The organism is Streptomyces sp. 8L, from assembly GCF_020176795.1.
Lineage (GTDB): Bacteria > Actinomycetota > Actinomycetes > Streptomycetales > Streptomycetaceae > Streptomyces.
The window spans coordinates 1-25,247 of sequence record NZ_JAIUKE010000168.1; the positions used below are offsets into that span (position 1 = coordinate 1).

Annotated in this window: 19 protein-coding genes and 1 other RNA gene; 3 read left to right on the top strand and 17 right to left on the bottom strand. The window is 72.2% G+C overall.

Translation table 11 applies throughout. The features are described from left to right. Positions 1 to 117: 117 nt before the first annotated feature. From LCE31_RS15745 to rnpB, 13 genes are all read right to left on the bottom strand, one after another. Complete coding sequence (locus LCE31_RS15745; protein ID WP_225014888.1) at positions 118 to 1,941, bottom strand: acetylserotonin O-methyltransferase; 1,824 nt, start codon at positions 1,939 to 1,941, stop codon at positions 118 to 120. 312 nt (positions 1,942 to 2,253) lie between these two features. Beyond that, positions 2,254 to 3,444, bottom strand: a complete 1,191-nt coding sequence (locus tag LCE31_RS15750; RefSeq protein ID WP_225014889.1) for a 4-hydroxybenzoate 3-monooxygenase — start codon at positions 3,442 to 3,444, stop codon at positions 2,254 to 2,256. 389 nt (positions 3,445 to 3,833) lie between these two features. Continuing rightward, a complete protein-coding gene (locus LCE31_RS15755) occupies positions 3,834 to 4,160 on the bottom strand; it encodes a plasmid stabilization protein (protein WP_225014890.1) in 327 nt (108 codons plus the stop codon). Positions 4,161 to 4,372: 212 nt separating this feature from the next. Continuing rightward, positions 4,373 to 6,571: a catalase gene (locus tag LCE31_RS15760; protein WP_225014891.1), complete on the bottom strand. Its 2,199-nt coding sequence runs from the start codon at positions 6,569 to 6,571 to the stop codon at positions 4,373 to 4,375. 238 nt (positions 6,572 to 6,809) lie between these two features. Further along, positions 6,810 to 7,445 carry a UdgX family uracil-DNA binding protein gene (locus LCE31_RS15765; protein WP_225014892.1) on the bottom strand — a complete coding sequence of 212 codons (636 nt, stop codon included), beginning with the start codon at positions 7,443 to 7,445 and terminating at the stop codon, positions 6,810 to 6,812. A 301-nt stretch (positions 7,446 to 7,746) separates the two neighbouring features. Next, positions 7,747 to 9,243, bottom strand: coding sequence for a carboxylesterase/lipase family protein (locus tag LCE31_RS15770; RefSeq protein WP_225014893.1), 1,497 nt, complete (start codon positions 9,241 to 9,243; stop codon positions 7,747 to 7,749). Positions 9,244 to 9,275: 32 nt separating this feature from the next. Beyond that, on the bottom strand, positions 9,276 to 10,229 hold the full coding sequence (locus tag LCE31_RS15775; protein ID WP_225014894.1) for an ACP S-malonyltransferase: 954 nt from the start codon (positions 10,227 to 10,229) through the stop codon (positions 9,276 to 9,278). Continuing rightward, a complete protein-coding gene (locus LCE31_RS15780) occupies positions 10,226 to 10,918 on the bottom strand; it encodes a malonate decarboxylase holo-ACP synthase (RefSeq protein ID WP_225014895.1) in 693 nt (230 codons plus the stop codon). Before LCE31_RS15780 ends, LCE31_RS15775 begins: the two co-directional genes overlap by 4 nt. A 2-nt stretch (positions 10,919 to 10,920) precedes the next feature. After that, a complete protein-coding gene (gene mdcD, locus LCE31_RS15785) occupies positions 10,921 to 12,729 on the bottom strand; it encodes a biotin-independent malonate decarboxylase subunit beta (protein WP_225014896.1) in 1,809 nt (602 codons plus the stop codon). Then, the gene (mdcC, locus tag LCE31_RS15790) at positions 12,726 to 13,049 is read right to left on the bottom strand and encodes a malonate decarboxylase acyl carrier protein (protein WP_225014897.1); all 324 of its coding nucleotides are present in this window, start codon (positions 13,047 to 13,049) and stop codon (positions 12,726 to 12,728) included. The genes mdcD and mdcC overlap by 4 nt, the downstream gene beginning before the upstream one ends. Beyond that, a complete protein-coding gene (locus LCE31_RS15795) occupies positions 13,046 to 14,101 on the bottom strand; it encodes a triphosphoribosyl-dephospho-CoA synthase (protein WP_225014898.1) in 1,056 nt (351 codons plus the stop codon). The genes mdcC and LCE31_RS15795 overlap by 4 nt, the downstream gene beginning before the upstream one ends. An 11-nt stretch (positions 14,102 to 14,112) precedes the next feature. Then, positions 14,113 to 15,777 carry a malonate decarboxylase subunit alpha gene (gene mdcA, locus LCE31_RS15800; protein WP_225014899.1) on the bottom strand — a complete coding sequence of 555 codons (1,665 nt, stop codon included), beginning with the start codon at positions 15,775 to 15,777 and terminating at the stop codon, positions 14,113 to 14,115. Positions 15,778 to 16,742: 965 nt separating this feature from the next. Beyond that, an RNA gene (gene rnpB / locus LCE31_RS15805) (RNase P RNA component class A) lies at positions 16,743 to 17,142 on the bottom strand. 259 nt (positions 17,143 to 17,401) lie between these two features. Here rnpB and LCE31_RS15810 point away from each other — a divergent pair. The 3 genes from LCE31_RS15810 to eda all read left to right on the top strand — a co-directional run bounded on the left by LCE31_RS15810 (position 17,402) and on the right by eda (position 19,930). Continuing rightward, positions 17,402 to 18,085 carry a sortase domain-containing protein gene (locus tag LCE31_RS15810; RefSeq protein WP_225014900.1) on the top strand — a complete coding sequence of 228 codons (684 nt, stop codon included), beginning with the start codon at positions 17,402 to 17,404 and terminating at the stop codon, positions 18,083 to 18,085. 311 nt (positions 18,086 to 18,396) lie between these two features. Next, a complete protein-coding gene (yaaA, locus tag LCE31_RS15815; protein WP_225014901.1) occupies positions 18,397 to 19,212 on the top strand; it encodes a peroxide stress protein YaaA in 816 nt (271 codons plus the stop codon). A gap of 88 nt (positions 19,213 to 19,300) precedes the next feature. After that, entirely contained in the window at positions 19,301 to 19,930 is a 630-nt protein-coding gene (eda, locus tag LCE31_RS15820) for a bifunctional 4-hydroxy-2-oxoglutarate aldolase/2-dehydro-3-deoxy-phosphogluconate aldolase (protein WP_225014902.1), read from the top strand. 75 nt (positions 19,931 to 20,005) lie between these two features. On the opposite strand, the gene LCE31_RS15825 is transcribed toward eda, so the two are convergent. The 4 genes from LCE31_RS15825 to LCE31_RS15840 form a co-directional block, all read right to left on the bottom strand. Beyond that, the gene (locus LCE31_RS15825) at positions 20,006 to 21,163 is read right to left on the bottom strand and encodes a bifunctional RNase H/acid phosphatase (RefSeq protein ID WP_225014905.1); all 1,158 of its coding nucleotides are present in this window, start codon (positions 21,161 to 21,163) and stop codon (positions 20,006 to 20,008) included. A gap of 139 nt (positions 21,164 to 21,302) precedes the next feature. Further along, positions 21,303 to 22,046 (bottom strand): zinc ribbon domain-containing protein, encoded by a 744-nt coding sequence (locus LCE31_RS15830; protein WP_225014906.1) that lies wholly within the window; start codon positions 22,044 to 22,046, stop codon positions 21,303 to 21,305. After that, a complete protein-coding gene (locus LCE31_RS15835) occupies positions 22,043 to 22,927 on the bottom strand; it encodes a Nif3-like dinuclear metal center hexameric protein (protein WP_225014903.1) in 885 nt (294 codons plus the stop codon). The genes LCE31_RS15830 and LCE31_RS15835 overlap by 4 nt, the downstream gene beginning before the upstream one ends. Before the next feature lie 217 nt (positions 22,928 to 23,144). After that, positions 23,145 to 24,179: an ABC transporter substrate-binding protein gene (locus tag LCE31_RS15840; RefSeq protein WP_225014904.1), complete on the bottom strand. Its 1,035-nt coding sequence runs from the start codon at positions 24,177 to 24,179 to the stop codon at positions 23,145 to 23,147. Between the last annotated feature and the right edge of the window lie 1,068 nt (positions 24,180 to 25,247).

Sequence of the window (25,247 nt, forward strand, 5' to 3'; positions counted from 1 at the left end):
GGGCTGGGGGGCGCTGGCAAACGCCCCCGGCGCGGTTGCCCTTCGGGGGCGCCGCGCCGGCCAACCGGCGCCCCCCCCCCCTCACTCGACACTAGCACTACCGGAGGGTCCTCCGTTTCAGTGCCGTCCGGGTGTCGCGCCCTCGCGGCCGTCCCGGTGTCGCGCCCTGGCGACCGCCGGATCGGGCGCCCCACCGTCGCTTCGCGGTCGCCTCACGACTGCCGTGCCGGACGGCACTGCCCGCCCGCTCCGCACGGCAGCCGGGCCCGCCCGGAGAGCGCCCCCCCCACCCCGCCGACCGCGCGAAGTTCCGGCCGCCTCCCCGCCCGCCCCCCCCGCCCGGAGCACCGCCATCTCCAGCGGCAGTTCGTGCTGCTCGACGCACTCGAACCCGGCGTCGGCCAGCAGTGAGCGGTAGTGGGACGCGGTCCTCTCCCGCCCGCCCACGTTGCACAGCATGTGGACGTCCCAGGCAAGCGCCAGCGACGGGGAGTCGTCCTCGGGGAGCAGCCGTTCCAGGACCAGCAGTTCGGCGTTGGCGGGCATCGCCTCGGCGCAGTTGCGCAGGATCGTCGCGCAGCGCTCGTCGTCCCAGTCGTGCAGCACCCGGGACAGCAGATACACGTCCCCGCCGCGGGGCACCGACACGGTGAAGTCGCCGGGCACCAGTTCGCACCGGTCCGCGACGCCGGCTCGCGTGAGCGTGTCCCCGGCCGCCGCCACGGCATGCGCCCGGTCGAACAGCACGCCCCGCAGATGGGGCGCGGCGGCCAGGACCAGGCCGAGCAACTGCCCGTTGCCTCCCGCCACATCGACCACGACGTCGGCCGAGGAGAAGTCGACGAGGTCGGTGACCCCGCCGAGCATGGACACACTGGCGGCCATCGCCCGGTCGAAGAGCCCGTCGAACTCGGGGCGGCCCGCGAAGTAGTCGAAGTGGTGCTCGCCGAACACCTCCGTGAACGCCTCGCGCCCGGTGCGTACGGAGTGGGCCAGACTGCCGAACGACTCGTAGAACGTACCGCCGTAGATCACCGCCAGCGGGTGCAGCGACCGCGGTACGTCGGTTCGCAGCAGCTGTCCCACGTCGGTGAGTGCCGCGACCCCGCCGGTGAGCGTCACCACGCCCAGCCCGCCGAGGTACCGCAGCAGCCGGGCGAGGCCGACCGGGTCCGTACCGGTCGAGGCGGCCAGCGCCGGCACCGGTACCGGCGCACCGGCCAGCCGGTCGGCGAGGCCCAGTTCCGCGGCCACGGCGATCGCCTGCGTGGCCCACGCCCCCGTCATCAGCCGCAGCAGCGTGTTGGCCGGCGGTTCGCCCGCGGACGTCGCCACCCCGCGCGTCGCCGCCCGGTGCGCCGCCACCACCGCGTCGTGCCGGCCGCGAGCGATCAGCTCCAGCCGGTCCGAGCCGTCCCAAGCACTGAAGTACAGCACCGAGTTGTCCTCGTACGGGTTGTAGCCGCCGCCGTCGCACGCCATGGCCCCGCCGTCGAGCAGCGCCGCTCTGAGTCCGGCCAGCACCACGTGGTCGGGCGCCTTCACCTCGAGCGCCAGGTGCGGCTCCCGTGGCCGCGCGCGTTCGGCGTCCGCGACGAACTCCAGCCCGGAGCCCGGCGGTACGGGCAGGGAGAAGATCTCCATCTCGCGGGTCTGCCCGTCGGCCCCGGGCACGGGCACCCGTAAAATCGCCAGTTCGTGGCCGTCGAGGTGGCAGCCGTGCCTGCGGCTGAGCCGCTCCCGCACCACCACGCTCGATGTCGTCGCGGCGTCCGGCAGGCCCATCGCGCGCAGGGTGTCGCGCAGGGCCGCCGGGTCCGGCGGGAACACCAGCACCGCGGCGTGCGCGAACCGGACGTGCTCGCCCATGGCGGTCCTGGCCTCGGCGCTCAACCCGGGCGCGGCGCCCGCCAGTACGCTCGCGGTCTCCCCCGTGGACACGAGCTTGAGTGTGTCGGTGATCGCGACCAGGTCGGCAGGGTGCAGTGCGGAAAACGGTTCCGAACGCGGTGCGGAAGACGATTCCGTACGAGGTGCGGAAGACGATTCCGTACGAGGTGCGGAAAGCTCCGAACGCGGTGCGGAGAGCGGTTTCGCGTGGTCCGCGGAATGCGGCTCCTGATGTGATCCCCGTTGCGGCCCCCGTTCCTGATGCGGTTCCTGATGTGATTCCCGATGCGGTTCCTGAACCGGCGATGTCATGGTTCCTCCTGGTCAGAGAGGCTCAGAGTGGTCAGAGAGGTTCAGAGTGGTTCAGACGCCGACGTAGTTCTCGGCGAAGTAGTCCTGGTGGCTGCGCAGATCCCGCAGGCTCATCAGTCGCGCACGCTGGAGCAGCCGCAGGAAGACGGCGTCCTCGTCGTCTCCCGCCGGGCCGTGCAGGAGGTTGATCATCCAGTGCGAGAACTCCTGCGCGTGCCACATGCGCGGCAGGCAGGCGTCGGAGTACCCGACGAGCCCGCGCTGATCGTCCGCCGTCAGCGCGTCGGTCAGGGCCGCGGCCAGTGTCCGCGCGGTGACGATGGCGAGGTTGGCCCCCTTGGCGGCCGAGGGGCTGATCAGGCCGGCGGCGTCGCCCGCCAGGAACAGCCGCCCGTACTGCATGGGGACGCTGACGGCTGAACCGAGGTCCACGGTCCCGCGTTCCAGGACCGGCCCCTCGCGCAGCGCCCCGTACTCCCCCGTGCGCATCCTGGTCCCCAGTTCGTCCCAGATCCGCGCGTCGCTCCAGTCCTCGGGGTCCTCCCCCCGCGGTACTTGGAGGTAGTAGCGGGTGACCGTGGTGCTGCGCGCCATGTGCCCCGCGAATCCGCGGTCGTGGACGGCGTAGGTCACCGCCTCCATGCTCGGCGGCGCCTGTGCCAGAACCGCCAGCCAGGTCACGCCGTGGTAGCGCCGGAACCTCTGGGCGGCCCCGGCCGGCAACTGCCGCACCGAGACGCCGCGTTGGCCGTCGCACCCGGCCGCGTACTCCCCGCACAGGCGGTACGCCTCACCGTCGGGGCCCAGGCAGTCGACCGACGGGGCCCCGCCGTCGAGATCGTGCATCCCGGTGACAACGGTGCCGAACCGGATGTCGCCGCCCCGGTCGAGGAACTCGGCTATCAGATCGGCCACCAGCAGCTGCTGGGGATACACGGTGAGGGCCTCCCGCTGCCCCCGCTCACCGTAATGCAGCTCGAACTGCCCGTGCTCGCCGCGGAACGCGCAGGTGTCGTGGCGCTGCCCCGCCGCGAGCAACCCCTTGGCCAGCCCGTTCTCTTCGAGGACGCGGACACTGGCCGGCGCGAGGAACCCCGCACGGCCGCGCTGCTCCACATGGGCGCGGCTCTGCCGCTCCACGATCACGCAGGCGATGTCCGCGGCCCGCAGCAGGTTCCCGAGCACCAGGCCCGCGGGCCCCGCCCCCACTATCAACACCTGGGTCTTCTCGGTCAACACCATGCAAATCCCCCCTGTCACGCCCATCATCACCGAGTGCGTTGACGCGGGCCCACGGCATTCGCCTCCCGAAGCCCGCGATCCGTCCCGGGCTCGTACACGTGAACCCGCGACGCCCGTCCCCCTGAGGCCAACGTAGCGACCCGGCCCGGAGATTCGTCGCCGGCCGGGCACGAGTCGCCCGAGTCCGCGGATTCCGCCGTCGCGGGCGCCCGCCCCGGCCGGGACTCTCCCCGCCGGCGTCTGCTCGGCAAGCAGATGTGAACTGGATTGTTCGGAGGTGGTGTTGAGAGAACGTTGGGAGAACACAGCAGGACGACCGCCCGCGGGCTCCTCTCATGCGTGGCCGGCGGACGCCCACCGCGCCCGGGGCCAGGTCGCCCCGGACGCGTTCAGCGCCCGACCGCCTTGCGCAACTCCTCCTTGTTCATCGAGGAGCGCCCCTCGATGTTCCGCCTCCTCGCCTCCTCGTAGAGCTGGTCGCGGGTGGGGCTGATCGGCCCCCTGTGCGAGCGCTCGCCGCCGCGCTGGGAGGCCGATTTGGGGTCGCGGGTGGATGTCCTGCTCGCCGACCTGGCCTCGCCCGTGCGGGCACGCTCCTTGTTCACCGTGCGGGAGGCGATCTCCTCCGCACGGCGCTCGGAGGTGCCGCGCTCCTCGGCCCCCTCCTTGATGTGCTCGTACTGCCGCTCGCGCTTGCGGTTCGAACCTGCCGGCATCGTCTCTGCTCCTTCCACACAACGGGTGGCGCCGCCTGGACGCCCGGTCCTGGGGGTACCGAGTACCCGTGTGCGTGAGATGAATACGGCTGTCAGAGCGCGAGGAGCGCCCTGACCAGCCCGTCCCGCATCGCCTGGCGGGCGGCGCACGCGCCGGGCCGCCGCCCGCCGCAACGAACGGCCCGGGCCGAGGCGCCACAGGACCCTCGAACCTAGTCCTCGAACCGGCTCCAGACCCGGTGCTCCGTGAGGAGCCGCGTCACCCCGTCCACCACGCTGGAGGCGGCGCCCGGTGAGTCGGCCGTCACGATGCCCGCGGCACCGTCCGCGCACCCCGCGGCTTCGAGGACCGTCCCGGCGTCCGCCCAGCCTCCGATCGGCTTCGCGTGGCGGTAGGCCTCGTTCACCATCAGTACGACCCGGGGGTCGACCGCGCCGCCCCCGTCACCGGCCTTGGCGTCACGCGCGCCCGACGCGTCCGCGCCGGGGGCCGGGGCGCCGGCGAGCAGCAGCGCGTCGAACTCGACCGAGCGGGCGTTGGCGAAGGTCCGCTGGACGGTGAGCGCGTCGTCGCCCGCGCCGAGCGTCCCGCCCGTGGGTGCGACGATCAGCGGCACCATTCCGCCGTCCAGTACGGCGGTGCGCACGGCGCGGACAGCGTCCAGCCGGCTCTCCGATCCGTCCGTCACGATCCCGATGACGCGCCCGGTGACCGGCCATGCGCGGCCGATCTGGGAGAGCGCTGCGCTCGGCCGCGGCTCGCCGAGGGGTTCGTCCGGGTGCGGCACGGGCAGGCCGAGGCCCGCCGCGACCTGCGCGCACAGTTCGCCGTCGATACGGGCCAGGACCCGCAGCGCCCGCTCCTTCACCGTGTTCTCGTAGCACTTCGACAGCTCGAAGGTGTACGCGCCGATGACGTGTTCCCGCTCGACGGGTGTCAGGCTCAGCCAGAACAGGCGCGGCTGGCTGGTGTGGTCGTCGAAGGACGCGGGCGCCTCGCGCACCTTGCGGGAGGTCGGGAGCTCCTGCGGGACCTCGACGTATCCGCCGTCCCCGGCCCCGGCGAGGAACGGGCAGCCCGCGTCGAGCGAGTTGGGCCGGTACGGTGCCACTCCGTCGTGCACGGCGGTCTGGTGCATGCCGTCCCGCAGCATGTCGTTGACCTCGGCGTGCGGCCTGTTGATGGGGATCTGCCCGAAGTTCGGCCCGCCGAGCCTGCTGATCTGCGTGTCCAAGTAGGAGAAGAGACGGCCGGCGAGGAGCGGGTCGTCGCTCACGTCGATCCCGGGCACGAGGTGGCCGGGGTGGAAGGCGACCTGTTCCGTCTCGGCGAAGTAGTTGACCGGGTTCGCGTTCAGCGTCATGAGGCCGATCGGCCGCACCGGTGCGAGTTCCTCGGGGACGATCTTCGTGGGGTCCAGCAGATCGATGCCCTCGAAGGTCTGGTCGGGCGTGTCGGGGAAGGTCTGGATGCCGAACTCCCACTCGGGGAAAGCGCCCGCCTCGATCGCGTCGGCGAGGTCGCGCCGGTGGAAGTCGGGGTCGGCCCCGCTGATCAGCTGGGCCTCCTCCCACGTCAGCGAGTGCACGCCGGCCTTCGGCTTCCAGTGGAACTTGACCAGGGTCGTCGTACCGTCCGCGGCCTCGAGGCGGAAGGTGTGGATGCCGAAGCCCTCCATCATGCGGTACGAGCGCGGGATGCCCCGGTCCGACATGTTCCACAGCGTGTGGAAGGTCGCCTCCGTGTGCAGCGACACGAAGTCCCAGAACGTGTCGTGCGCGCTCTGTGCCTGCGGGATCTCCCGGTCCGGGTGCGGCTTGCCCGCGTGGATGACGTCGGGGAACTTGATCGCGTCCTGGATGAAGAAGACCGGGATGTTGTTGCCCACCAGGTCGAACGTGCCCTCCCCGGTGTAGAACTTCGTGGCGAAGCCCCTGGTGTCCCGCACGGTGTCGGCGGAACCGCGCGACCCCAGCACGGTGGAGAACCGCACGAAGACCGGGGTCTCGGCGCCCTCGGCCAGGAACGCCGCCTTCGTCACGGACGAAGCCGTCCCGTAGGCCCGGAAGACACCGTGGGCCGCAGCGCCCCGCGCATGTACCACGCGCTCGGGGATACGTTCGTGGTCGAAGTGGGTGATCTTCTCCCGCAGATGGTGGTCGCGCAGGAGCACCGGGCCCCGCGCGCCCGCCTTGAGCGAATGGTCCGAGTCCGGAAGCCTCGTCCCCTGGGCCGTCGTCAGGAAGGCCCCCTGCTGGCTCCGGTGGCCCGCCTCTCCCCCGGTCGGCGAGACCGGCGCGGGGGCCCGCTGGTCGGGCGAGGGGGCGAGCGGCTCCCTGGGCTCGACCGGCTCGTCGAAGGGAGGCGGCACGGCCCCCGGTCTGCCTGGAATGTCGGACGAAGCGGCCACGAAGCTCTCCTTCAACCGTGCCCTCGGAGTGCGAGCGCGGATGAGTGGGGGCCTGCCGGTGACAGGCGGACAGCACGGGGGTAACCGATCGCGCGGCCGTCAAACGCCGCATGGTCGCTTCGGCCCAGCACCTTGCCCCGTACGGGGACGAGAGGCCCCTCCGCACGGGGGCCCGCCGTACGGGGCTCCCCCGGCGACGGGCATACGGTCACCCGCCGGCTCCGCGCCCCGGGGGCGCTCAGGCCTGCTGGAGGGCTCGCGCCGCCGCCTTCAGGTCCGCGACGAGCCCGGAGAAGGCCTCCTCACGGTCGTCGGCACGCAGCACCGCCGACGGATGAAGGGTCGCCACCACGGTCGCGGGTACGGGCTCCGGCAGTGTGAGCGCGTCGCCGCGGTGGCGCGTGACACGGAAGCCGTGCCCCAGGAGCGACTTCGCGGCGGTGGCACCGAGTGCGACGACCACCTCCGGTTCCACGATGCGCAGTTCCGCCTCGAGCCAGGGGCGGCACGCAGTCATCTCGCCGAGGCTCGGCGCCTTGTGAATCCGGCGTTTGCCCGGCCCCGTCCGCCGGAACTTGAAGTGCTTGACGGCGTTGGTGACGTAAGCGCGGTCCATGTCGAGATCCGCCTCGTCGGCCGCGCGTCGCAGCAGGCGCCCGGCGGGTCCGACGAAGGGCTCGCCCTCTCTGTCCTCCTGGTCGCCCGGCTCCTCTCCTACGAGCATCAGCCGGGCCGACGCGTCGCCGGCACCGAACACCGTCTGCGTCGCGTCCTCGTACAGGAGACAGCCCCGGCAGTCCGCCGCCGCCCGGCGGTGCGCGGGGATTCCGCCGCGCGAGGGCAGGTAGCGGCGCGCGTCCTCGGGTTCGGCCATGTCAGCTCTCCTCGCGGGCGGACGGGCAGGGGCGTCGCGGGCCCCCACGGCCGGGACCGGCCCGCCCCGGCCCATCTCCCGGAGTACCCCGCGATCCCGCGGTCAGACACCAGAGCCCCGTACCGCTCGATCCGCCGCATGGGCCGGGGCCACAGCCCGCCCGGCTTCTGCCGTCCTCTGCCGGCCTCTGCCGGTCCCTGCCGGTCCCTGAAAGACCGGAAGGGCCTCTGACGCGGGCAGAGCCCGGAGGGGGGCCTCCGGCGCGGGGCGGGGGCCCCCCGGCCCGGCGCGTGCTGTGGACCTACTTGATGCCTCCTGCGAACTCCCACCAGGTTCCCGAGGTCCACTCCCGGCCCTCCCATGCTTTGCGCAGCTCGGCTTGTGGGTCCTGTTCCACGTGGGCCCCGTCGTTGTGGAAGATCATCGTGGCGCGGTCCGGGGTGGTGTAGGTCGGCCAGTCGGGCAGTTCGGGGGTATTGGGGTCGCCGGTGGTGACGAAGGCGCCCCAGGCGGCGTGCACCTGGGCTTCGACGCCCTGGCCGCCCTGGAACACGCCGTGCGCGTCGGTGCTGTGCACGGCGGCGAGTGCTCCGCCGGGTACGACTGATTCGGGCAGCCCGGTCAGCGGGCCGTCGAAGCGGGAGCGCCAGACCTTGGCGTGGGCGCTCTGGCCGTCGGCCAGGCGCACGGTGGGGATGATGTAGCGCTCGGCGCTCATGATGTCGACACGTGCCTTCAGAGCGCTGTGCGCGCGTTGGTTGTCGGTGAAGGCCGTGAGCAACTCGTCGCGGCCCTTCGCGCCGAAGTGGTCTTCCAGGACCCTGTCGGCCTGGGAGGCGGCGTCCGGCACGACGAGTTGGTAGAGGTCGCATTCGTTGACGCAGTGCTGAGCCAGCAGGGGGATGCCGGCGGCCACGCCTTCTGAGATGGCGCCCGCCGGTGTGCGGGTCAGGGCGAGCCCGTCGATGGTGGGCCGCCAGATCCAGGTGGCGCGCAGCCCTTGGCCGATGGCGTTCTGCGCGTCGAGCAGGTCCGGGGCGGGGATGGTGCGGAGCTTGTCCGGTGTGGTGCCGAGCAGCCGGAGGAACTCGTTGGCGACTGCTGTTGCCTGAGCGGCAGTTGCGACGTGGTCGCCGCCGCCGCTGCCGGAGACGGCCCGGTGAAAGAGTCCGCGGGTCATCGGTGAGGCCATCAGGTTGGCGACGGATTTGGCTCCGGCGGAGATGCCGTAGATGGTGACGTTGCCGGGGTCGCCGCCGAATGCGGCGATGTTGTCGTGCACCCATCCGAGTGCGGCGATCTGGTCGTGCAGGCCGCAGGCGCCGGAGTGCTCTTCGCCGGGCACGGCGAGGAAGCCCATGGGGCCGAGGCGGTAGTTGAAGGGGACGACGACGGCGCCGAAGTCCTTGGCGAATACCGAGCCGTCCCGGGCTTTGTCCCAGCCGCTGCCGGTCTGGTAGCCGCCGAGGTGGACCCAGACCAGCACGGGGGCGCCGTTGGCGTTGGCCGGGGCGGTCACGTTGGCGTAGAGGCAGTTCTCGGCGGGAGGCGGCATGTCCGCGGGGGGCTCGGTGCCGAGCGGGTCGGCTCCCGGCGGGGGCTGGAGCGGTTGCAGGGCCGGAGCGCCCCATGTGGTGCACTCGCGCACGCCGCTCCAGGGCTGGGCCGGCTGGGGCCTGTGCCAGCGCAGCTCTCCGAGTGGCGGGGCTGCGTAGGGAATTCCCAGCCAGGAGAAAATGCCGTCGGCTGTTTCTGTGCCGCTGACTTTCCCGGAAGCGATTTTTACCGTCTTGCCCATGGTCAGCCTTCCGCTTTCTCGTGGCGGGGGTGTTACTGCGCTTGCGCGCGTGCGGCGCGGATGCTGGTGGCTTCGAGGCCCAGGTCGGCAGCGGCCAGATGGAGGACGGTTGCGCCCGGGGCGGCCCGGTGGGCGAGTCGGGTGAGTACGTGGCCCGGCGGGGTCTCCACCGTCACGGTCACACCGAGCTCGGGCAGCAGGCGCATCGCGTCCAGCCAGCGCACCGGCGCGGACACGGCTTGGGCCAGATCGTCGGCGACTCTGCCGGGGTCGCGCAGGATGCGGTGCCCGCTGGTGTTCGCCATGTATGCGAGGTTCTGCTCGCCCAGCCGGGTGGTGGCCAGGGAGGCCGCCACGGCCTGGGCCGCCGGGCGTTGCAGGGGGCAGTGCGATGCGACGGTGACGTCGAGTTCGACCAGATCGCCGGCACCGGCGTCCGGCGCGTGCGTGCGCAGGGCGGCGAGGGCGGTGCGGGTGCCGGAGATGGTGAGCTGGTCGGGGGCGTTGATGTTGGCGATCCACAGTGGGTCCGCTCGGGTGGACACCTGGTCGAGGAGGCGTTGTGCATCGGCCCTGCCGAGTCCGCGCAGGGCGGCCATGCCCCAGTTGCCGTCGGCGCAGGCCTTTTCCATCTGGCGTCCGCGGATGTGGACGAGTTTGATCGCGTCAGCCAGGCTCAGGACGCCGGCGACGACGGCCGCGCCGAAGGCGCCGATGGAGTGTCCGGCCACGGTGGTGGCCTGCAGCTGATGGTCCTGCACGAGGGCGCGGGCGTTGGCGACGCCGGTGATGAGCAGAGCCAGTTGCGCGTTGGTCGTGCTTGCCAGGGCCTCGGCGGTGTCCAGTGCCTCGGGCAGGTCTTCGATGGCAGCCAGCGTGGCGCGGGCCTCGGACAGGGTGGTGGCGGCAGCCGCGGTGTCGGGGAGATGGTTGAGCATGCCGGGGTACTGGGCACCTTGTCCGGGAAACAGCAGTGCGCAGGTCACGAGTGCACCCCGCCGGCCGGCCGGGCGGGGTGGGCCGTGGCGCTAAGCGTGATCAGCCGTGGTCCGTGGACGGTGCGAAGTACGGCTCGGTCGGTGCCGGAGGCGATCTCGGTGAGAGCCATGGCTCCTTCGGGGGTCTCCACCAGGCAGTCGACCTTGACTTCCCGGTCGGTGGCCAGGTGGTGGTCCACCCGGGCCGCCCAGGACGCGTCGGGCACGGCCGGCACGCGGATGATCAGGTCCAGGTCACTGCGGAGATGCGTGACGTGCCGGCCTGTGGCCAGTTCGAAGCCGACGGCGCCGACCGGGCCCCAGGGCAGTTCCAGTCCGGTCAGGAATGCGCTGAGAGAGCGCAGGGCTGCCAGCGCCGGGGTGCGTGGCGCGGCCGGAGCTCCGACCGGGCCCGCCCCGGCCCCGTCTGCGGTGGCGAGGTCTTCGGGGCGTACCCGGGTGGTCACCGCCGCAGCGGGCACGAGGGCGGCGAGGCGCTCGTGCCGCTGCCCCCCGCGCACGCCGACGGCGATCAGTCCTACGGGGGCCGGCCGGCGTCGCACCACCGCCCACGCCTGCCCGGCCAGGGCCTGCAGAGCCCAGCCGGGCAGGGGGTTGCTCGTGAGCAAGGCGGCGGTGCCGGTGATGCGCAGCAGGTCGTGGGGCTGGAAGTCCACGTCGGCGTGGGCAGAAGGCATGATCAGTTCTCGCCCCACTGCGCGGTCATGGTCTCGCGCACGGCGCGCGATGCCTTGCGGATTTTCCGCGCCCCTGGTGAGTCCAGGCGGCCGGAGAGGTCGGTGGGGGCGTTGCGGGCTTCTTGGGCCTGGGTGGCGATGGCCGTGGCGGCGGTCTCGACGTCTGCGTCGGTGGGGTCCTCGGCGTTGTCGACCTTCAGTAGGCCGTTGCAGAAGCCCAGGGTTGCCCAGACCTTCACGTCGAAGGACATCGGGGGGATTTTGAGGGCCAGTTCGTCGAGTTCGGCGACGGTCCGCTGGGTGATGTGCGCGGCGGCCTGCTTGTGCATGGCCTGGATCTGGACTCCGGGGTCGTCCAGGGCCAGGAGCCGTGAGGCCTGCAGACCGTGGGTGAGGAAGCCGCCGGACAGTGCCTGGCCGACCACGAGGGTGACGAGGGGGTGCCCGGCGATGCGGGCGGCATCGGCGGCGTCGACGGCGCAGGCGATGGCCTGGTGCAGGCCGAACATCTCCTCGTTGCGGCCGTACGCCTGGCTGGGGAGGTCCACGATCGCGACGATGGTGCGGCGCTGGGCGGCGGTGGCGTCCTCGGCCGCGATCTGGCGCAGGGTCTGGGCCAGCGCCGCGCACTCGGTGAGCCCGACCTGGCCCTGGCGGGCCCGGTAGAAGGGGTTGTTCGGGTCCGGGACCACGGCCAGATAGGTGGTGTCGGTGGTGTCGGCGCGGAGCACCGAAGGAATGATCTCCTTCACGCGGCCGGGCCCGGCGAGTCCGGTGATCCAGTTCCGGCCCCGCTGGGAGGGTCGCGAGCTGGACTTGGAGGCGCCGGGGAAGGGCTCGGCGGCGCCGCCGCGCCGGTTGGCCTTGGGGGCGGAGGGGTTGGTGAAGGTGTCGCCCCACATGCCGGGCAGCTGGGCCGGCTGGGGCGCGTCGGCCGGGTCGATGGTGTCGATGCGCGCCTGCAGCACGTCAGTCTTCTGGCTGCGGTGCTCGCCTTCGGGCAGGACGCCTGCGTCGATCGCGGCCGAGACGGCTTGGCGCAGTTCGACGGCGTCGTCGGTGACCAAGGTGTCGGCCAGACCGGTGCGGCGGCGCTGCTCGCCACCGTCGATGGCCCAGATCAGGGTGCGGTCGGAGGAGTCGAACTCCTGCGGGCCGCCTTCCTGTTCGATGACGGAGGCACCGTTGAGGCCGATGCGGCCCTCGGGGGTGACGATGACGCGGGTGCACAGGCCCATGGCGATGGCCACGCCGCCGAAGCAGCCCACCTTGCCCGCGGTCACGCCGATCACGGGAGCCAGCGGTCGCAACCGCAGCAGTTCCGAGCAGATCTCGGCCACCGCGTTCAGGCCCAGGTTCGCTTCCTGCAACCGCACGCCGCCGGTCTCCAGGAGCAACACCGCTGCCACCGGATCGCCGTTCTCCGACTCGTCGGCGGCCAGGCGCAGGGCCTGGGAGAATTTGGCGCCGGAGACCTCGCCGGCCCCGCCGCCCTGGAAGGCCTGGTCGATGGAGATGACGACGGCCGCGTGCCCGCCGATGGCCCCGCGCGCCACGACCAGCCCGTCGTCGGCTTGAGGGGTGATGTCCTGGTCGGCCAGCCAGGGGGACTCCAGCCGGTCGAACGGTCCGCACAGGACCTTGGCCTCACCGTCGTCGAGGAGGGCCTTGGCCCGGCCCAGCGCGTCCAGTTCGAGGAAGCTGGAGCGGGTCAGCACCTTCTCCCAGTCGATCCGGCCGTCCTGCACCGGGGCGCCCAACGCCCGAGCGGTCCCCAGCAATCCGTCGTCCTGGGTGGGAGTCGTGGTCACGGCTGCTCTCCGTCCTGGGTGGCGGGGGTCGCGCCGCTGGCCTGCGCTGCTTGCAGCAGACGCAGCGTCACCAGTGCCGGGGTGGCTGCCGAGTCGTTCAGTTCCCAGCTGCCGGACACCTGATTGCGTGCGAAGAACCGCTCCAAGGTCGTCTGCCAGATCTCGTCGAAGCCCTGCACGCTGGTGCGCACCCGAACGCTCGCCTTGTTCCGGGTGCCGGGTTCCAGCAGCACCTCAAGGTCGCCGGAGCCGACGACTCCCACGTGGGCGGGCCGGGCCGGGGGCGTCGTGGCGTCGAACTCGTAGGTCAGCGTTTTCATGGCAACTCCATATCTGTCTGGCGGGGGCCGGCCTCGGAGGCGGAGAGGTGGGCGGTGGCGACACCGGCCTCGGCGGCGGAGAGGCGCGAGGTGGCGACACCGGCCTCGGCGGCGTCGAGGAAGAGGGCGGCGGCCAGGGTGTCGCCGCTGCCGCCGGCGGAGAGCCGGTGGGCCAGGCAGTAGTCGTCCAGTGCTGCGAGCCGCTCCCGGCCGCAGGGTGTGCCGCATCCGCCGACCTCCAGCACGGCCGAGGCCATTCGGCGAACCGCGGACAGGCCGCGCGGGCCACCGCGGTGAAGCAGGCAGGTGTCCTCCATCCGCGCCATCACGGCCAGGAGCGCGTCAAGGCGCGCCGCCTCTTCGCTCGCGCCGCTGCCCCGCCCGGCCCGCAGCGCGGGCAGGGCGACCTTCAGCACGTGGGGGAACCCGGCCAGCGCTTCGCCGCGGGCCCCGGGAGCGCCGTATCCCTGGCGCACCCGGGTGCCGTGGGAGGGACGGCTGCTTTCCGGGTCCGGGTCCGCGATGGCCGCGATCGCCGCGGCGAACTCCCCGGCCCCTTGGAGCGTGCCTGTCGCGCCCAGGCCCGCCGCCAGCAGTCCGAGGGCCCACAGGGCGCCGCGATGAGTGTTGACTCCCCCGGTTGCCCGCAGCATCCGTGCCTCGCCCGCGCGCCCGATCCGGCCCAGGCACGCGCGCAGGGACTCGCCCACCGGAAGCGACTGGCCCGCTCCGAAACAGTCGGCGACCGGTTCGGCGAGGGCGTCGGCGGAGGCCAGCAACAGCTCCAGGGTCATATCGCCGTGCGCGCCGCCGCTGCGCGTGTCGACCAGACCGGGTTTGGGTGTGAGGCGGGCCTCCGCACACAGGGCCGAGCGGGCGAGGCCCCCGACCTGTCCTGCGTCCAGTCGCGCCGGTGCTGTGCGGAGCGCGAGGGGGCCGCGCGCCTTCGCCACATTCACGGCGGGGGCGGCCGTGAGCACCACAGTGTCCGGCGGGATGCCGACGCCCGCCGTTTCCGGGCAGACGCCCGCGATCTGCCCCTCAGCGGGCATCCTCGCCCCGCTCACCAGTCGCGGAACTTCGCCGGCGGCTCGTAAAGGCCGCCGCACCAGGCCACCAGGTCGCCGATGCTACGGGCCGCCAGGAGCGAGCGGTCGGCCAGCTTGACGTCGACCTTCAGGTCGGCGGGCAAGGCCACCAGGCCGTCGCGTCGCAGACGTTCCAACGCCTTGGCGTCGGCCGAGCGGCCCAGTGCCGTCACTCCGGCGATCGCGGCCAGCGCCTGCCTGCGCTCGGCCGGCGACGTGGACTTGTAGAGGTAGGCGATGCCTTCCTCCGTCACCACGTGGCTGACGTCGTCGCCGTAGATCATCACCGGCGGCAGCGGCATACCGGCCTGCTTGCCGACCGCGATCGCATCCAGGGATTCCACGAACGTCGGTGTGCCGGAGGACTGGTAGGTCTCCACGATCTGGACGACCAGCTTCCTGCCGCGCATGTTCGCCCCGCTGCCGTACCGCAAGTCCAGCCAGGCCGGAGTCGCGTGGCGCCGCCCGTGCGGGTCATGGCCCATGTTCGGGGCACCGCCGAACCCGGACAGTCGCCCCTCGGTCACCGTGGAGGAGTTGCCGTCCTTGTCCATCTGCAGTGTGGACCCGATGAACATGTCGATGGCGTACTGACCCGCCAGCTGGCACAGCACACGGTTGGAACGCAGCGAGCCGTCGGAGCCGTTGAAGAACACGTCGGGGCGGGCGGCGACGTACTTGTTCATGCCCGACTCGCCACCGAAGCTGTGGATACTCTCCACCCACCCGGACTCGACGGCGGGAATCAGCGTCGGGTGCGGGTTGAGCGTCCAGTGCCGGCAGATCTTGCCCTTCAGCCCCAGTCGCTCACCATAGGTGGGCAGGATCAATTCGATTGCCGCGGTGCTGAACCCGACCCCGTGGTTCAGAGACCGGACTTCGTGCCGCTCGTAGATCCCGCGCAGGGCCATCATGGCCTGCAGAATCTGGATCTCGTTGATGCCGGCCGGGTCGCGGGTGAACAGCGGCTCAAGGAAGAACGGCCGGTCTGCCTCCACGACCAGGTCGACCCAGTCTCCGGGGACGTCGACGCGAGGCAGGTCCTCGGTGTCGACGATGCTGTTGGCCTGCACGAGGACCACACTGTCGTGGAACGCCGCAGCCTCGGCGATCGTCGGCGTGTCCTCGGTATTGGGGCCCAGATACAGGTTGCCGTGACGGTCGGCGCTCTCCGCACACAGCAGCGCCACGTCCGGGCGCAGGTCCACCAGGTAGCGGGCGTAGAGCTCGACGTACGTGTGGATCGCGCCGATCTTGACGGTGCCGTCGCTCACCAGCTGGGCGATGCGGTTGCTCTGCGGCCCGGCGTACGCCAGGTCCAGCTTGTCGGCGATGCCCTTCTCGAACAGATCCAGATGCTCGCTGCGCGAGACCGACCCGATCAGCAGGTGCAGGTTGTGCAGCGTGCCGGGATCGCACTCGGCCAGAGTGCGGGACAGGAAGTCGGCCTGCTTCTGGTTGTCGCCCTCCAGCGCCACCCTGTCCCCGGAGCGGATCACCGACTCCAGCACCTGCCGTAGCGAGGCCGGGTCGATGACCTTACCGGTCACGTGACGGCCGGCCGCGGCCATCCGCTCCTTCTTGGCGCTGCGGCGCGTGTCCCAACGCGCAGGCCGCTCCCTTGCCTTGGTTCCTGCCATTGATCCGCCTCGGTTCTTCCGGTGACCACGATCACGCAACAACAACGCGAATCAGCGAGTTGCAGCCAGAGATTGAAAGAGGTACTTTTCCGGTTCCCATCCGCCGCAGGAAAGCCTCTCACGGGAAGCTCACGCCGTCTCGGCAGCGCATGACCCCTGTCACTCATTCGGCGGTGCAAGCGGCCCGGAAATCACCATTCCCCTGCGGCGCGCGGAACAGGGCGACAGCCCTCCGATTCTCTGCCGACGGAGAATGCATTGTCGGCAGCCACCTGCACACCCTCGGAACTGCCCGGCTCGTCGGGCAGTCACACCCATTTCCGTCGACCGGGCAGGCAGCACTCCCCGATGCTCATGCGGCGCTCGAACCGCCCAGGGCACCGCGCGGCCAAACCCCTTCCCCGCAAGCTCGTCCACGACCTGACACGGAACACCCGACCGCCTTACCCTCCTGGAAAAGGGGACCTCTCCACTTTCCCGACTTCACGCATTCCAGGATCGCCTGCCAATAAGGTGAATTCCGTTGCCGACCCTCTCCGGTGACACAAAGTCAGTGTGAATCGCACGTAAAAATGTCGGTCATGTACTGATGGCCGCTTCGGTGGAATCGGAGCAGCTGTACGGAGATTGAATTCCGTTCACCAGGCAGGCCGGAAGCAGGACACGGAGCGTGAGGGCAACGCTATTGCCATGCCTGAACACGCGGTAGCATTCCCGGTTCGGCGCAGTAACTCTCGCGCCGCCATCACGGCGAAGGGACCGCCTGCTCCTCGGAGGGGTGGTGCCCGGCCACCTCGCACAAGGCCGGCCCAGGGCCATGATCACCGCCACGCAATCGCCACGCGGCACCCGGAGACAGGCCGGAACAGGCAGCGGAACACAGATGAATCGGACGCCGTCGTCGACACAGAAAGGGCTCCTGATCTGCACGGAAGCAGATCAGGAGCCTCTCACGATCTTGGCGGCAGACGAGTCGGCCTGTACGCCGGGTTCTGTCGTCCGGTCGCCTCGCGGCGGCCGGAGAGACGGCCATCCATCTAGGACCGGCGTTGCCGCCGGCCTCGTGCGGTCTACCCGCGGACTCGGGCGGGCAGCCCTCGAACGTCCGCGCAGGACCCGCATCCGGGGTCCCTTTTGACCTTGCTCCGGGTGGGGTTTACCGAGCCGCCCGAGTCACCTCGGGCGCTGGTGGTCTCTTACACCACCGTTTCACCCTTACCGGGGGCCGAGCCCCCCGGCGGTCTGTTCTCTGTGGCACTGTCCCGCGGGTCACCCCGGGTGGGCGTTACCCACCACCCTGCCCTGTGGAGCCCGGACGTTCCTCGGCAAGATCAGTGATCTTGACGCGACCGTCCGGCCGGCTCGTCTGCCGTAGGGGACATGGTACCCGCCCCCGCGCCGCGCCCGGCCCGACACCTGCCCCGTCCGGGCCGGGGAGCAGGGGGTTCCGTGCCGCGTGCCGGCTCTCCCAACGCGCCGCGGCCGGGGCGACGCGAGGGAGAAGCAGCCGTGACCACGCCTGCGGCCTTCGCGGCTTTCGCGGCTTTCGAACACATGTTGTCGTTTTGGCGCCCATCCCACACGATGGCAGGACATGTGCGCCTCATGCCTTCGGAGGGATGCCATGATCCGCTCCCGGACACTCGCGACCCCCCTCACGGGTGTGTTCGCCGCAGCGCTGCTCGCAGTTTCCGCCACGGCCGCCGCGGGCGCCCCGCACGCTCCCCCGCCGGGCCTGTCGGCCGCCGCGCCGCACTCGCCGGCGTCGCCCGCGGTGCACACCAGGGCCGTCACCGCGTCGCTGACCATCCCGTCCATCGGCATCAAGGGGCTCCGTATCGTGCCGTACGAGGGGACCACCGACGACTGGCCCGGCACCCGGATACAGGACCGCGGTATCGCGGCGAGTCCGCACGGCCCGCACGGCGGCGCGGGTCCTGGTGACATCGGCAATTACCTGGTCACCGGGCACCGGCTCTCGGCCGACGGCCCGTTCCGCGAGGTTCCCTCGATCAAAACGGGCGCCAAGGTAATGATCACCGCGGGTCGTACGACATACACGTACACGATCACCGGAACCAGGAAGACCGACTTCCGCTCCGCGCACTCGCTGACCGAGCAGCGGGCCCCGGTGCCCGGCCACCCCGGCGAGAAACCGACGAAGGCGATGATCACGGTCTCCACCTGCGCGACGCCCGAGGACAACGCCGTGGGGAATTTCTGGCGTGACGCCAAGGACAATCCGCAGCATCGCATCGACAAGATCGGCGTCCTGACCTCCCGGTCCACCACACATGGCCCGTCCTAGCCGGCTGACCGGGAGGGTCCGCCACTGATCGGGAAGGTCCAGCCCCCGATCGCGAAGGCTCGCCTCTGATCGGGAAGGTCCAGCCCCTGATCGCGAAGGCTCGCCCCGGCCTTTCCCGAGGGGCCGCCGATGGCCGTGACCGGGCCGGGGAGAGGGGGCCGGACGCCTCAGGGCCCTCGGAAGCCGACGCGTGAACCGGCGGCCCCGGGTGCCCGGCCGCGTTCGCCTACGCTGGCGGGCGGGCGCGGCCCACGGGCGCGCGCCCGCGCAGCGTCGTCCCGACCCGCCCGATCCCCCGAGGAGTCACCGCCGTGCTCGTGCTCTTGCCCCCGTCCGAAGGAAAGGCCGCGCCCGGACGGGGTGCGCCGCTCAAGCCCGAGGCGCTCTCCCTGCCGGCGCTCGCGCCCGCGCGCGCCGCCGTGCTGGACGAACTGGTGGAGCTGTGCGCGGCCGACGAGGAGAAGGCACGCGAGGTGCTCGGCCTCAGCGAGGGCCTGCGCGGCGAGGTCGCGAAGAACGCGGCGCTGCGCACGGCGGGCACCCGCCCCGCCGGGGAGGTCTATACGGGCGTGCTCTACGACGCGCTCGGCCTCGCCACGCTGGACCCGGCGGCCAGGCGCCGCGCCTCCGCGTCCCTGCTGATCTTCTCCGGGCTCTGGGGCGCGGTACGGATCGGCGACCGTATCCCGCCGTACCGCTGCTCGATGGGGGTGAGGCTGCCGGGTCTCGGCGCGCTCGGCGCGTACTGGCGCGCCCCGATGGCGGCGGCGCTGCCGGAGGCCGTGGCCGCCGCGGGCGGCGGGCTGGTGCTCGACCTGCGGTCCTCGGCGTACGCCACGGCGTGGCAGCCCAAGGGCGAACTCGCGGACCGTACGGCGTCCGTGCGCGTGCTGCACGCGCGGGTGGACGAGGCCACGGGCGTGGAGAAGCGGTCCGTCGTCAGCCACTTCAACAAGGCGACCAAGGGGCGCCTCGTCCGTGACCTGCTGACCTCGGGCGCGGCCCCGAAGTCCCCGGCGGCGCTCGTCGAGGCCCTGCGGGAGCTGGGCCACACGGTCGAGGCGGAGGAACCCGCGCGGGCGGGCAGGGCCTGGCGCATCGACGTGGTGGTGACCGAGGTCCACTGACCAGCCTGCTCTTCCGCCTCCAGCTGGTACGTTGCACTCTGCGCAACGCCCGTTGCGTGATGTGCCCGGGGCGCGGCAGGATATGCGCATGACCTCCGTGCTCGACCTCGCGCCCGTGATCCCCGTCGTCGTACTCAAGGACGCCGCGGGCGCCGTGCCGCTCGCCCGCGCGCTCGTGGCGGGCGGGCTGCCCGCGATCGAGATGACGCTCCGCACCCCGGCCGCGCTCGACTCCGTCCGGGCGATCGCCGCCGAGGTGCCCGACGCCGTCATCGGTACGGGCACGGTCCTCACGCCCGAGGCGGTGACCGAGTCCGTCGCGGCGGGCGCGCGCTTCCTCGTGAGCCCCGGCTGGACGGGCACGCTGCTGGCCGCCATGGAGGCGTCGGGCGTCCCGTACCTGCCGGGGGTGTCGACGACCTCCGAGGTCGTGGCGCTGCTGGAGCGCGGGATCACCGAAATGAAGTTCTTCCCCGCCGAGGCCGCCGGCGGCATCCCTTACCTGAGGTCGCTGTCGGGGCCGCTGCCCCGCGCGCGGTTCTGCCCCACCGGCGGCATCACCGCCGAATCCGCGGCGCGCTACCTCGCGCTGCCCAACGTCAGCTGTGTCGGCGGTACGTGGATGGTGCCGCAGGACGCCGTGGACGCGGGCGACTGGGACCGGGTCGAGGCGCTCGCCCGCGAGGCGTCCACCCTCCAGGACACCCGCAGGGCCTGACCCGTCGCGGCACCGCGCGTGCCTGCACGGCGCGTACCGGCACCGCGCGTACCGGCGCGCGGTGGCGACGCGCCGTCAGTTCTCCAGGTACGAGGTGTCGTTGAACAGCCGGACGGAGGCGTTGCCGTCCGCGTAGTACGCCACGACGGAGGTCGCGGCGGCCGAGAGTTCCATCCGGAACATCGCCTCGGGCGGCGCGCCGAGTGCGAGGCGTACGAGCGTCTTGATCGGCGTCACATGCGTCACGACGAGCACCGTGCGGCCCGCGTACCGCTCCACCAGGCGGCGTCGCGCGGCCTCGACGCGCTCCGCGACCGTCACGAAGCTCTCGCCGCCGCCGGTGGGCGCGGCCTCGGGGGAGGCGAGCCAGGCGGCGAGGTCGTCCGGATACCGCTCCCGCACCTCGGCGAACGTGAGGCCCTCCCAGGCCCCGAAGTCCGTCTCGCGCAGGCCGTCCTCGACGGCGACCGGGATGCCGAGTCGGTCGCCGACGGCGGCCGCGGTCTCCCGGCAGCGGCGCAGCGGCGAGCAGACGATCTCCTGAATGGTGCCGCGCGCGGCGAACGCGGTGGCCGCCGCGCTCGCCTGGCGCCGTCCCGCGGCGGAGAGTTCGGGGTCGCCGCCGCCGGTGCCCGAGAACCGCTTCTGCGGGGTGAGGGCGGTCTCGCCGTGCCGCAGCAGGACGAACGTGGCGGGCGCCCCCAGGTCGGGCGCCGAACCCCAGCCGACGGCGGGCTCGGAAGCGGGAGCGGGAGCGGAGGCGGCGATGTCCGTGTCCAGGGCGGCCGTTGACGCGGACGGGTCCCAGCGCTCGCCGCGCGCGCCCGCGTCCATCGCCTCGTTCGCCAACCGGTCGGCGTGGCGGTTGCGTTCGCGCGGGACCCACTCGTACGTCACCCGCTCGCGCGGGAAGATCCCGGCCGCCTCGTCGGCGAGCGCGCGCAGCTCGGGGTGCCTGATCGCCCAGCGGCCCGACATCTGCTCGACGACGAGCCTGGAGTCCATCCGTACGCGGATGTCCGCGGCCGGGTCGAGGGTGTGCGCGGCACGCAGTCCCGCGACCAGGCCGCGGTACTCGGCCACGTTGTTCGTCGCGACGCCCAGGTACTCGGCCGTCTCGACCAGCGTCTCGCCGCTCGCGCGGTCGAGGACGGCGGCGCCGTAGCCGGCGGGACCGGGGTTGCCCCGCGAGCCTCCGTCGGCCTCCACGTCGTACCTGGCCACCGGCACCATCACCGCCGCTTCCCTCAACTTGTCGAACAGGGCCCGTTGGACGCTGTCCGCCCGGACACCACCTGCCGGACGCCGCCTGGCGGACACTGCCTACGGGACGCCGGACGCCGACTGCCGGACGCCGCCCGGCGGACGGACTCTAGAGGCCGGACTCCGACGTGCGGACGAGGATGCGGCGGCAGTTCTCGCACCGCACCACGGTGTCGGCCGGGGCGGCGCGGACCTCGTTCAGCTCGGTGATGTTCAGCTCCAACTGGCAACCCTCGCAGCGGCGCTGGTAGAGGCGGGCCGCGCCCACGCCGTCCTGCTGCGTGCGCAGCTTCTCGTACAGCTTGAGCAGGTCGGCGGGCACGGAGGCGGCGATCGCCTCGCGGTCCTTGGTGAGCCCCGCGATCTCGGCGTCGATGCCCTCGGTGGCGGCGTCCCTGCGGGCGGCGGCCTCCTCGGCCGTGGCCTGCACGGCGGAGAGCCGGTCGGTGAGCTCGGCGACCCGCTCCTGAGCGGACTCGCGGCGCTCCATCACGTCGAGGACGACGTCCTCCAGGTCGCCCTGGCGCCTGGCGAGCGAGGCAATCTCGCGCTGGAGGTTCTCCAGGTCCTTCGGGGAGGTCACCGCGCCGGAGTCCAGCCGCTGCTGGTCGCGGCCGGCGCGCTGGCGCACCTGGTCGACGTCCTGCTCGGCCTTGGTCTGCTCGCGGGCGGTGTCGCTCTCCTCGGTCTGCGCGGCCACCAGCAGGTCGCGCAGCTGGGTGGTGTCCTTGGCGAGCGCTTCGAGCTCGGCGTGCTCGGGCAGGGAGGAGCGGCGGTGGTCGAGCTGCGACAGCCGCACGTCGAGTGCCTGGAGGTCGAGGAGTCGGAGCTGGTCGGCTGGCGCGGCGTTCAGTTGGGGGCTCCCGGTGGGTTCGTAGAGAGGGCGGGCGTCGACGGCACGGGGCGCGGCGTCGACGCGAAGTGCGACGACCAGGGGTCGGTGACCGTCGTGGAGACGTGGACCCGCAGGTCCCAGCCGTGGCGGTCGGAGATCTCGTCCAGCTGGGAGGCGGCCTGCTCGCACCAGGGCCACTCGGTGGCCCAGTGCGCGGCGTCGACCAGACCCAGCGGGGAGTGCTGTGCGGCCTCGGAGGCCGGATGGTGGCGCAGATCGGCGGTGAGGAAGGCGTCCACGCCCGCCGCGCGCACCTCGGCGAACAGGCTGTCGCCCGATCCGCCGCTGACCGCGACCGTACGGACCTGTGCCTCCGGGTCGCCCGCGAGGCGGATGCCCTGCGCGGTGGCGGGCAGGCGGTGCGCGGCGCGCGCGGCGAAGTTACGCAGCGAGGTGGGCGCGTCCAGTGCGCAGACGCGGCCGAGGCCGCGGCGGCCCGCCGGGTCGGACGGGTCCGGCACCAGCGGCGCCACGACGCGCAGGCCGAGCGCGCCCGCGAGGGCGTCCGAGACGCCCGGGTCGGCGGTGTCCGCGTTCGTGTGCGCGACGTGCAGGGCGATGCCCTGCCTGATCAGGGTGTGGACGACCCGGCCCTTGAAGGTGTCGGCTGCGACCGTGGTGGTGCCGCGCAGATAGAGCGGGTGGTGGGTGACGAGGAGCTGGGCCCCGAGCGCGACGGCCTCGTCCACGACGTCCTGGACCGGGTCCACGGCGAACAGCACACGCTCGACCGCCGCACCGGGGTCGCCGCACACCGTGCCGACGGCGTCCCACTGCTCGGCGCGGTCGGGTGGCCAGAGAGCATCCAGCTCGGCGAGGACTTCGGACAGACGGGGCACGCCCGAAAGGCTACCTGGCGCGAGGTGCCCCGCGTACGGGGCGGTGGCGGCGTACCTCTGGGGCCCCTCGCCCTCCGACCCGGCGGGCACGGCATGGCCCGGCCCGTCGGGGGCCCGAGAGGTACGCCCGAGGCCCTCTTGGGGCCCGATCACCGCGGGCCGGGCGGCGGTCGGGTTCTCAGCGGGTGGGCGCGGCGGTCACTTCACCAGGCGGCCGTCACTTCACCAGGTAGGTGTGGAGGTCGTCGAGGACGGAGTACGCCGCCGTGACGCCGAGCCCGAGGTACCAGGTCTCGTCCTTGACCGTCTTCGCGTGCCCGTCCTTGACGGCCGGCAGGTTCTTCCACAGCGGGTTCCTGGTCGCCGCGGCCTCGTCCGTCTTCGACGGGTCGCCGTAGACGCCGGTGAAGATCCAGTCCGCGTCGGCCGAGTCGATCTTCTCCGGGCTGATCTCGGTCGCGAGCTCCTGCTCCTGCTGGTTCTTCGGCCGCGGTAGGCCGACGTCCTTGAGGATCGTGCCGATGAACGAGTCCTCGCCGTACAGCCGCAGCCGCCCGGGCATGTACCGGACCATGGAGACGGTCGGCTTGTCCGGGCCGAGCTCCTTCTTCAGCTCGGCGACCTTCTTGTCGTACGTGGCGAGCGCGGCCTTCGCCTCGGCCGTCTTGTCCAGCGCCGCCGCGTTCAGGAGGTAGTTGGACTTCCACGTGTAGCCGGGCCGTACGGAGAACACCGTAGGAGCGATCTTCGAAAGCTCCTTGTACTTGTCCGCGGCACGCAGATCGCTGCCGAGGATCAGGTCGGGGTGGAGGTTCGCGATCGCCTCCAGGTTGAGGTTGCTGATCGTGCCGACCTGCTGCGGGTGGCCCGCGTCCTTCTTCAGGTAGCTGGGCATGCCCTCGCCCTGCTGCGTCGGCGCCCAGCCGACCGGCTTGACGCCCAGCGAGACGACATTGTCGAACTCGCCGACGTCCAGCACCACGACCCGTTCCGGCCGCTTGGGGATGGTGGTTCTGCCCTCCGCCATGGTGATCGTGCGCGGGAACCGGCCGGGCTTGGCCGTCGTCCCGAACGACGCCGTCTGCTCACCGGCCTTCGAGAAGTCCTTGCCGCCGGTCGCGACGTCGGCCTTCTTGGCCGAACCGCCGTCGCTCTTGCCCGACCCGCCGCCGTCGGAGGACCCGCACGCGGCGAGGGACAGGGCGGCAGCCAGCGCGACCGCGGTGAGGGCGCCGTGACGACGTAGGGACATCTGTGCTCCTGGAAGGGCGTTCAAAGTAAGGTCTGCCTTACCTTAAACGGCTCTTTTACGACCAGCACAGGCACCCCCAGAACCCCCGGCAAATCGGACCACCGCCACTCTTACGTGTGAAGACGGTCGTCTCTCGTTGTTCGGCAGGAAGTGCGAAAACTAGCTTCGTGGCCGGAGGTGACGCACCGATGACAGCGATGACGGCACTCGCCGCCGGGACGAAGCACACCGGGACGGAGCCGACAGGGCCCCAGCCGGCGGGACAGACGGGGCCGGCCACGGCACCGAACGCGTCCGGACCGCGCGAGGGCGCGGTGCCGTTCACGGGCACCGCAGGCGCCACGGGCGCCACGGCGGCCGAGGGCGCCCAGAGCGACGGGCGGGGGCACGGAGGCGCAGGCGGAGACCGCGGCCGGGGCCCGCACGGCTCCGCCGGGGAAGCCCGCGAAACAGAGGGCTCCGGGGGCGCGACGGTGGCGTCGGGGCCGTCCGCCTGGCGACCGCTGCTGGCGGGCGCGCGGACGTACGTACCGACGCCAGTGCCGGCGCCATTGCCAGTGCCAGCAACGGGACCGGCAAGCGCGCCCGTGGCCGGAAGCGTGCCCACGGAGGCGTCCGCATCCGCGTCAACGCCCGGTCCGGCGCCCGCGCCCCGTCCCGCACTCGCCCCATCCGCGCACGACGCCGGGGCCGGACGGGGCTCAGAGCCCCCAGCAGGGCCCGCGCCCGAACCCGTGGCCGAACCCGGGGCCGGACAGGGCGCAGAACCCGCAGGCCGGCCCGAGGCCGATCAGGGCACGGAACGGGGCACAGGTCGGGGCGCGGAACAGGCCTCGGAATCCGGAGCCGAACACGGAACCGAACGCGGGACCGAACGAGGACCCGGAGCCGGACCCGGACCCGGAGCCGGACGTGAGCCCGGACCCGGAGCCGGACCCGGCGCCGGAGCCGGAAGCGGGACCCAACCCGGCACCGGCTTCGGAGCCGCTTCCACGGCCGGTCCCGGAAGCGACCACGGGAGTGGGCCCGCCGCCACGGCGACCGCCACGGCTCCAGCCCCCGCCACCC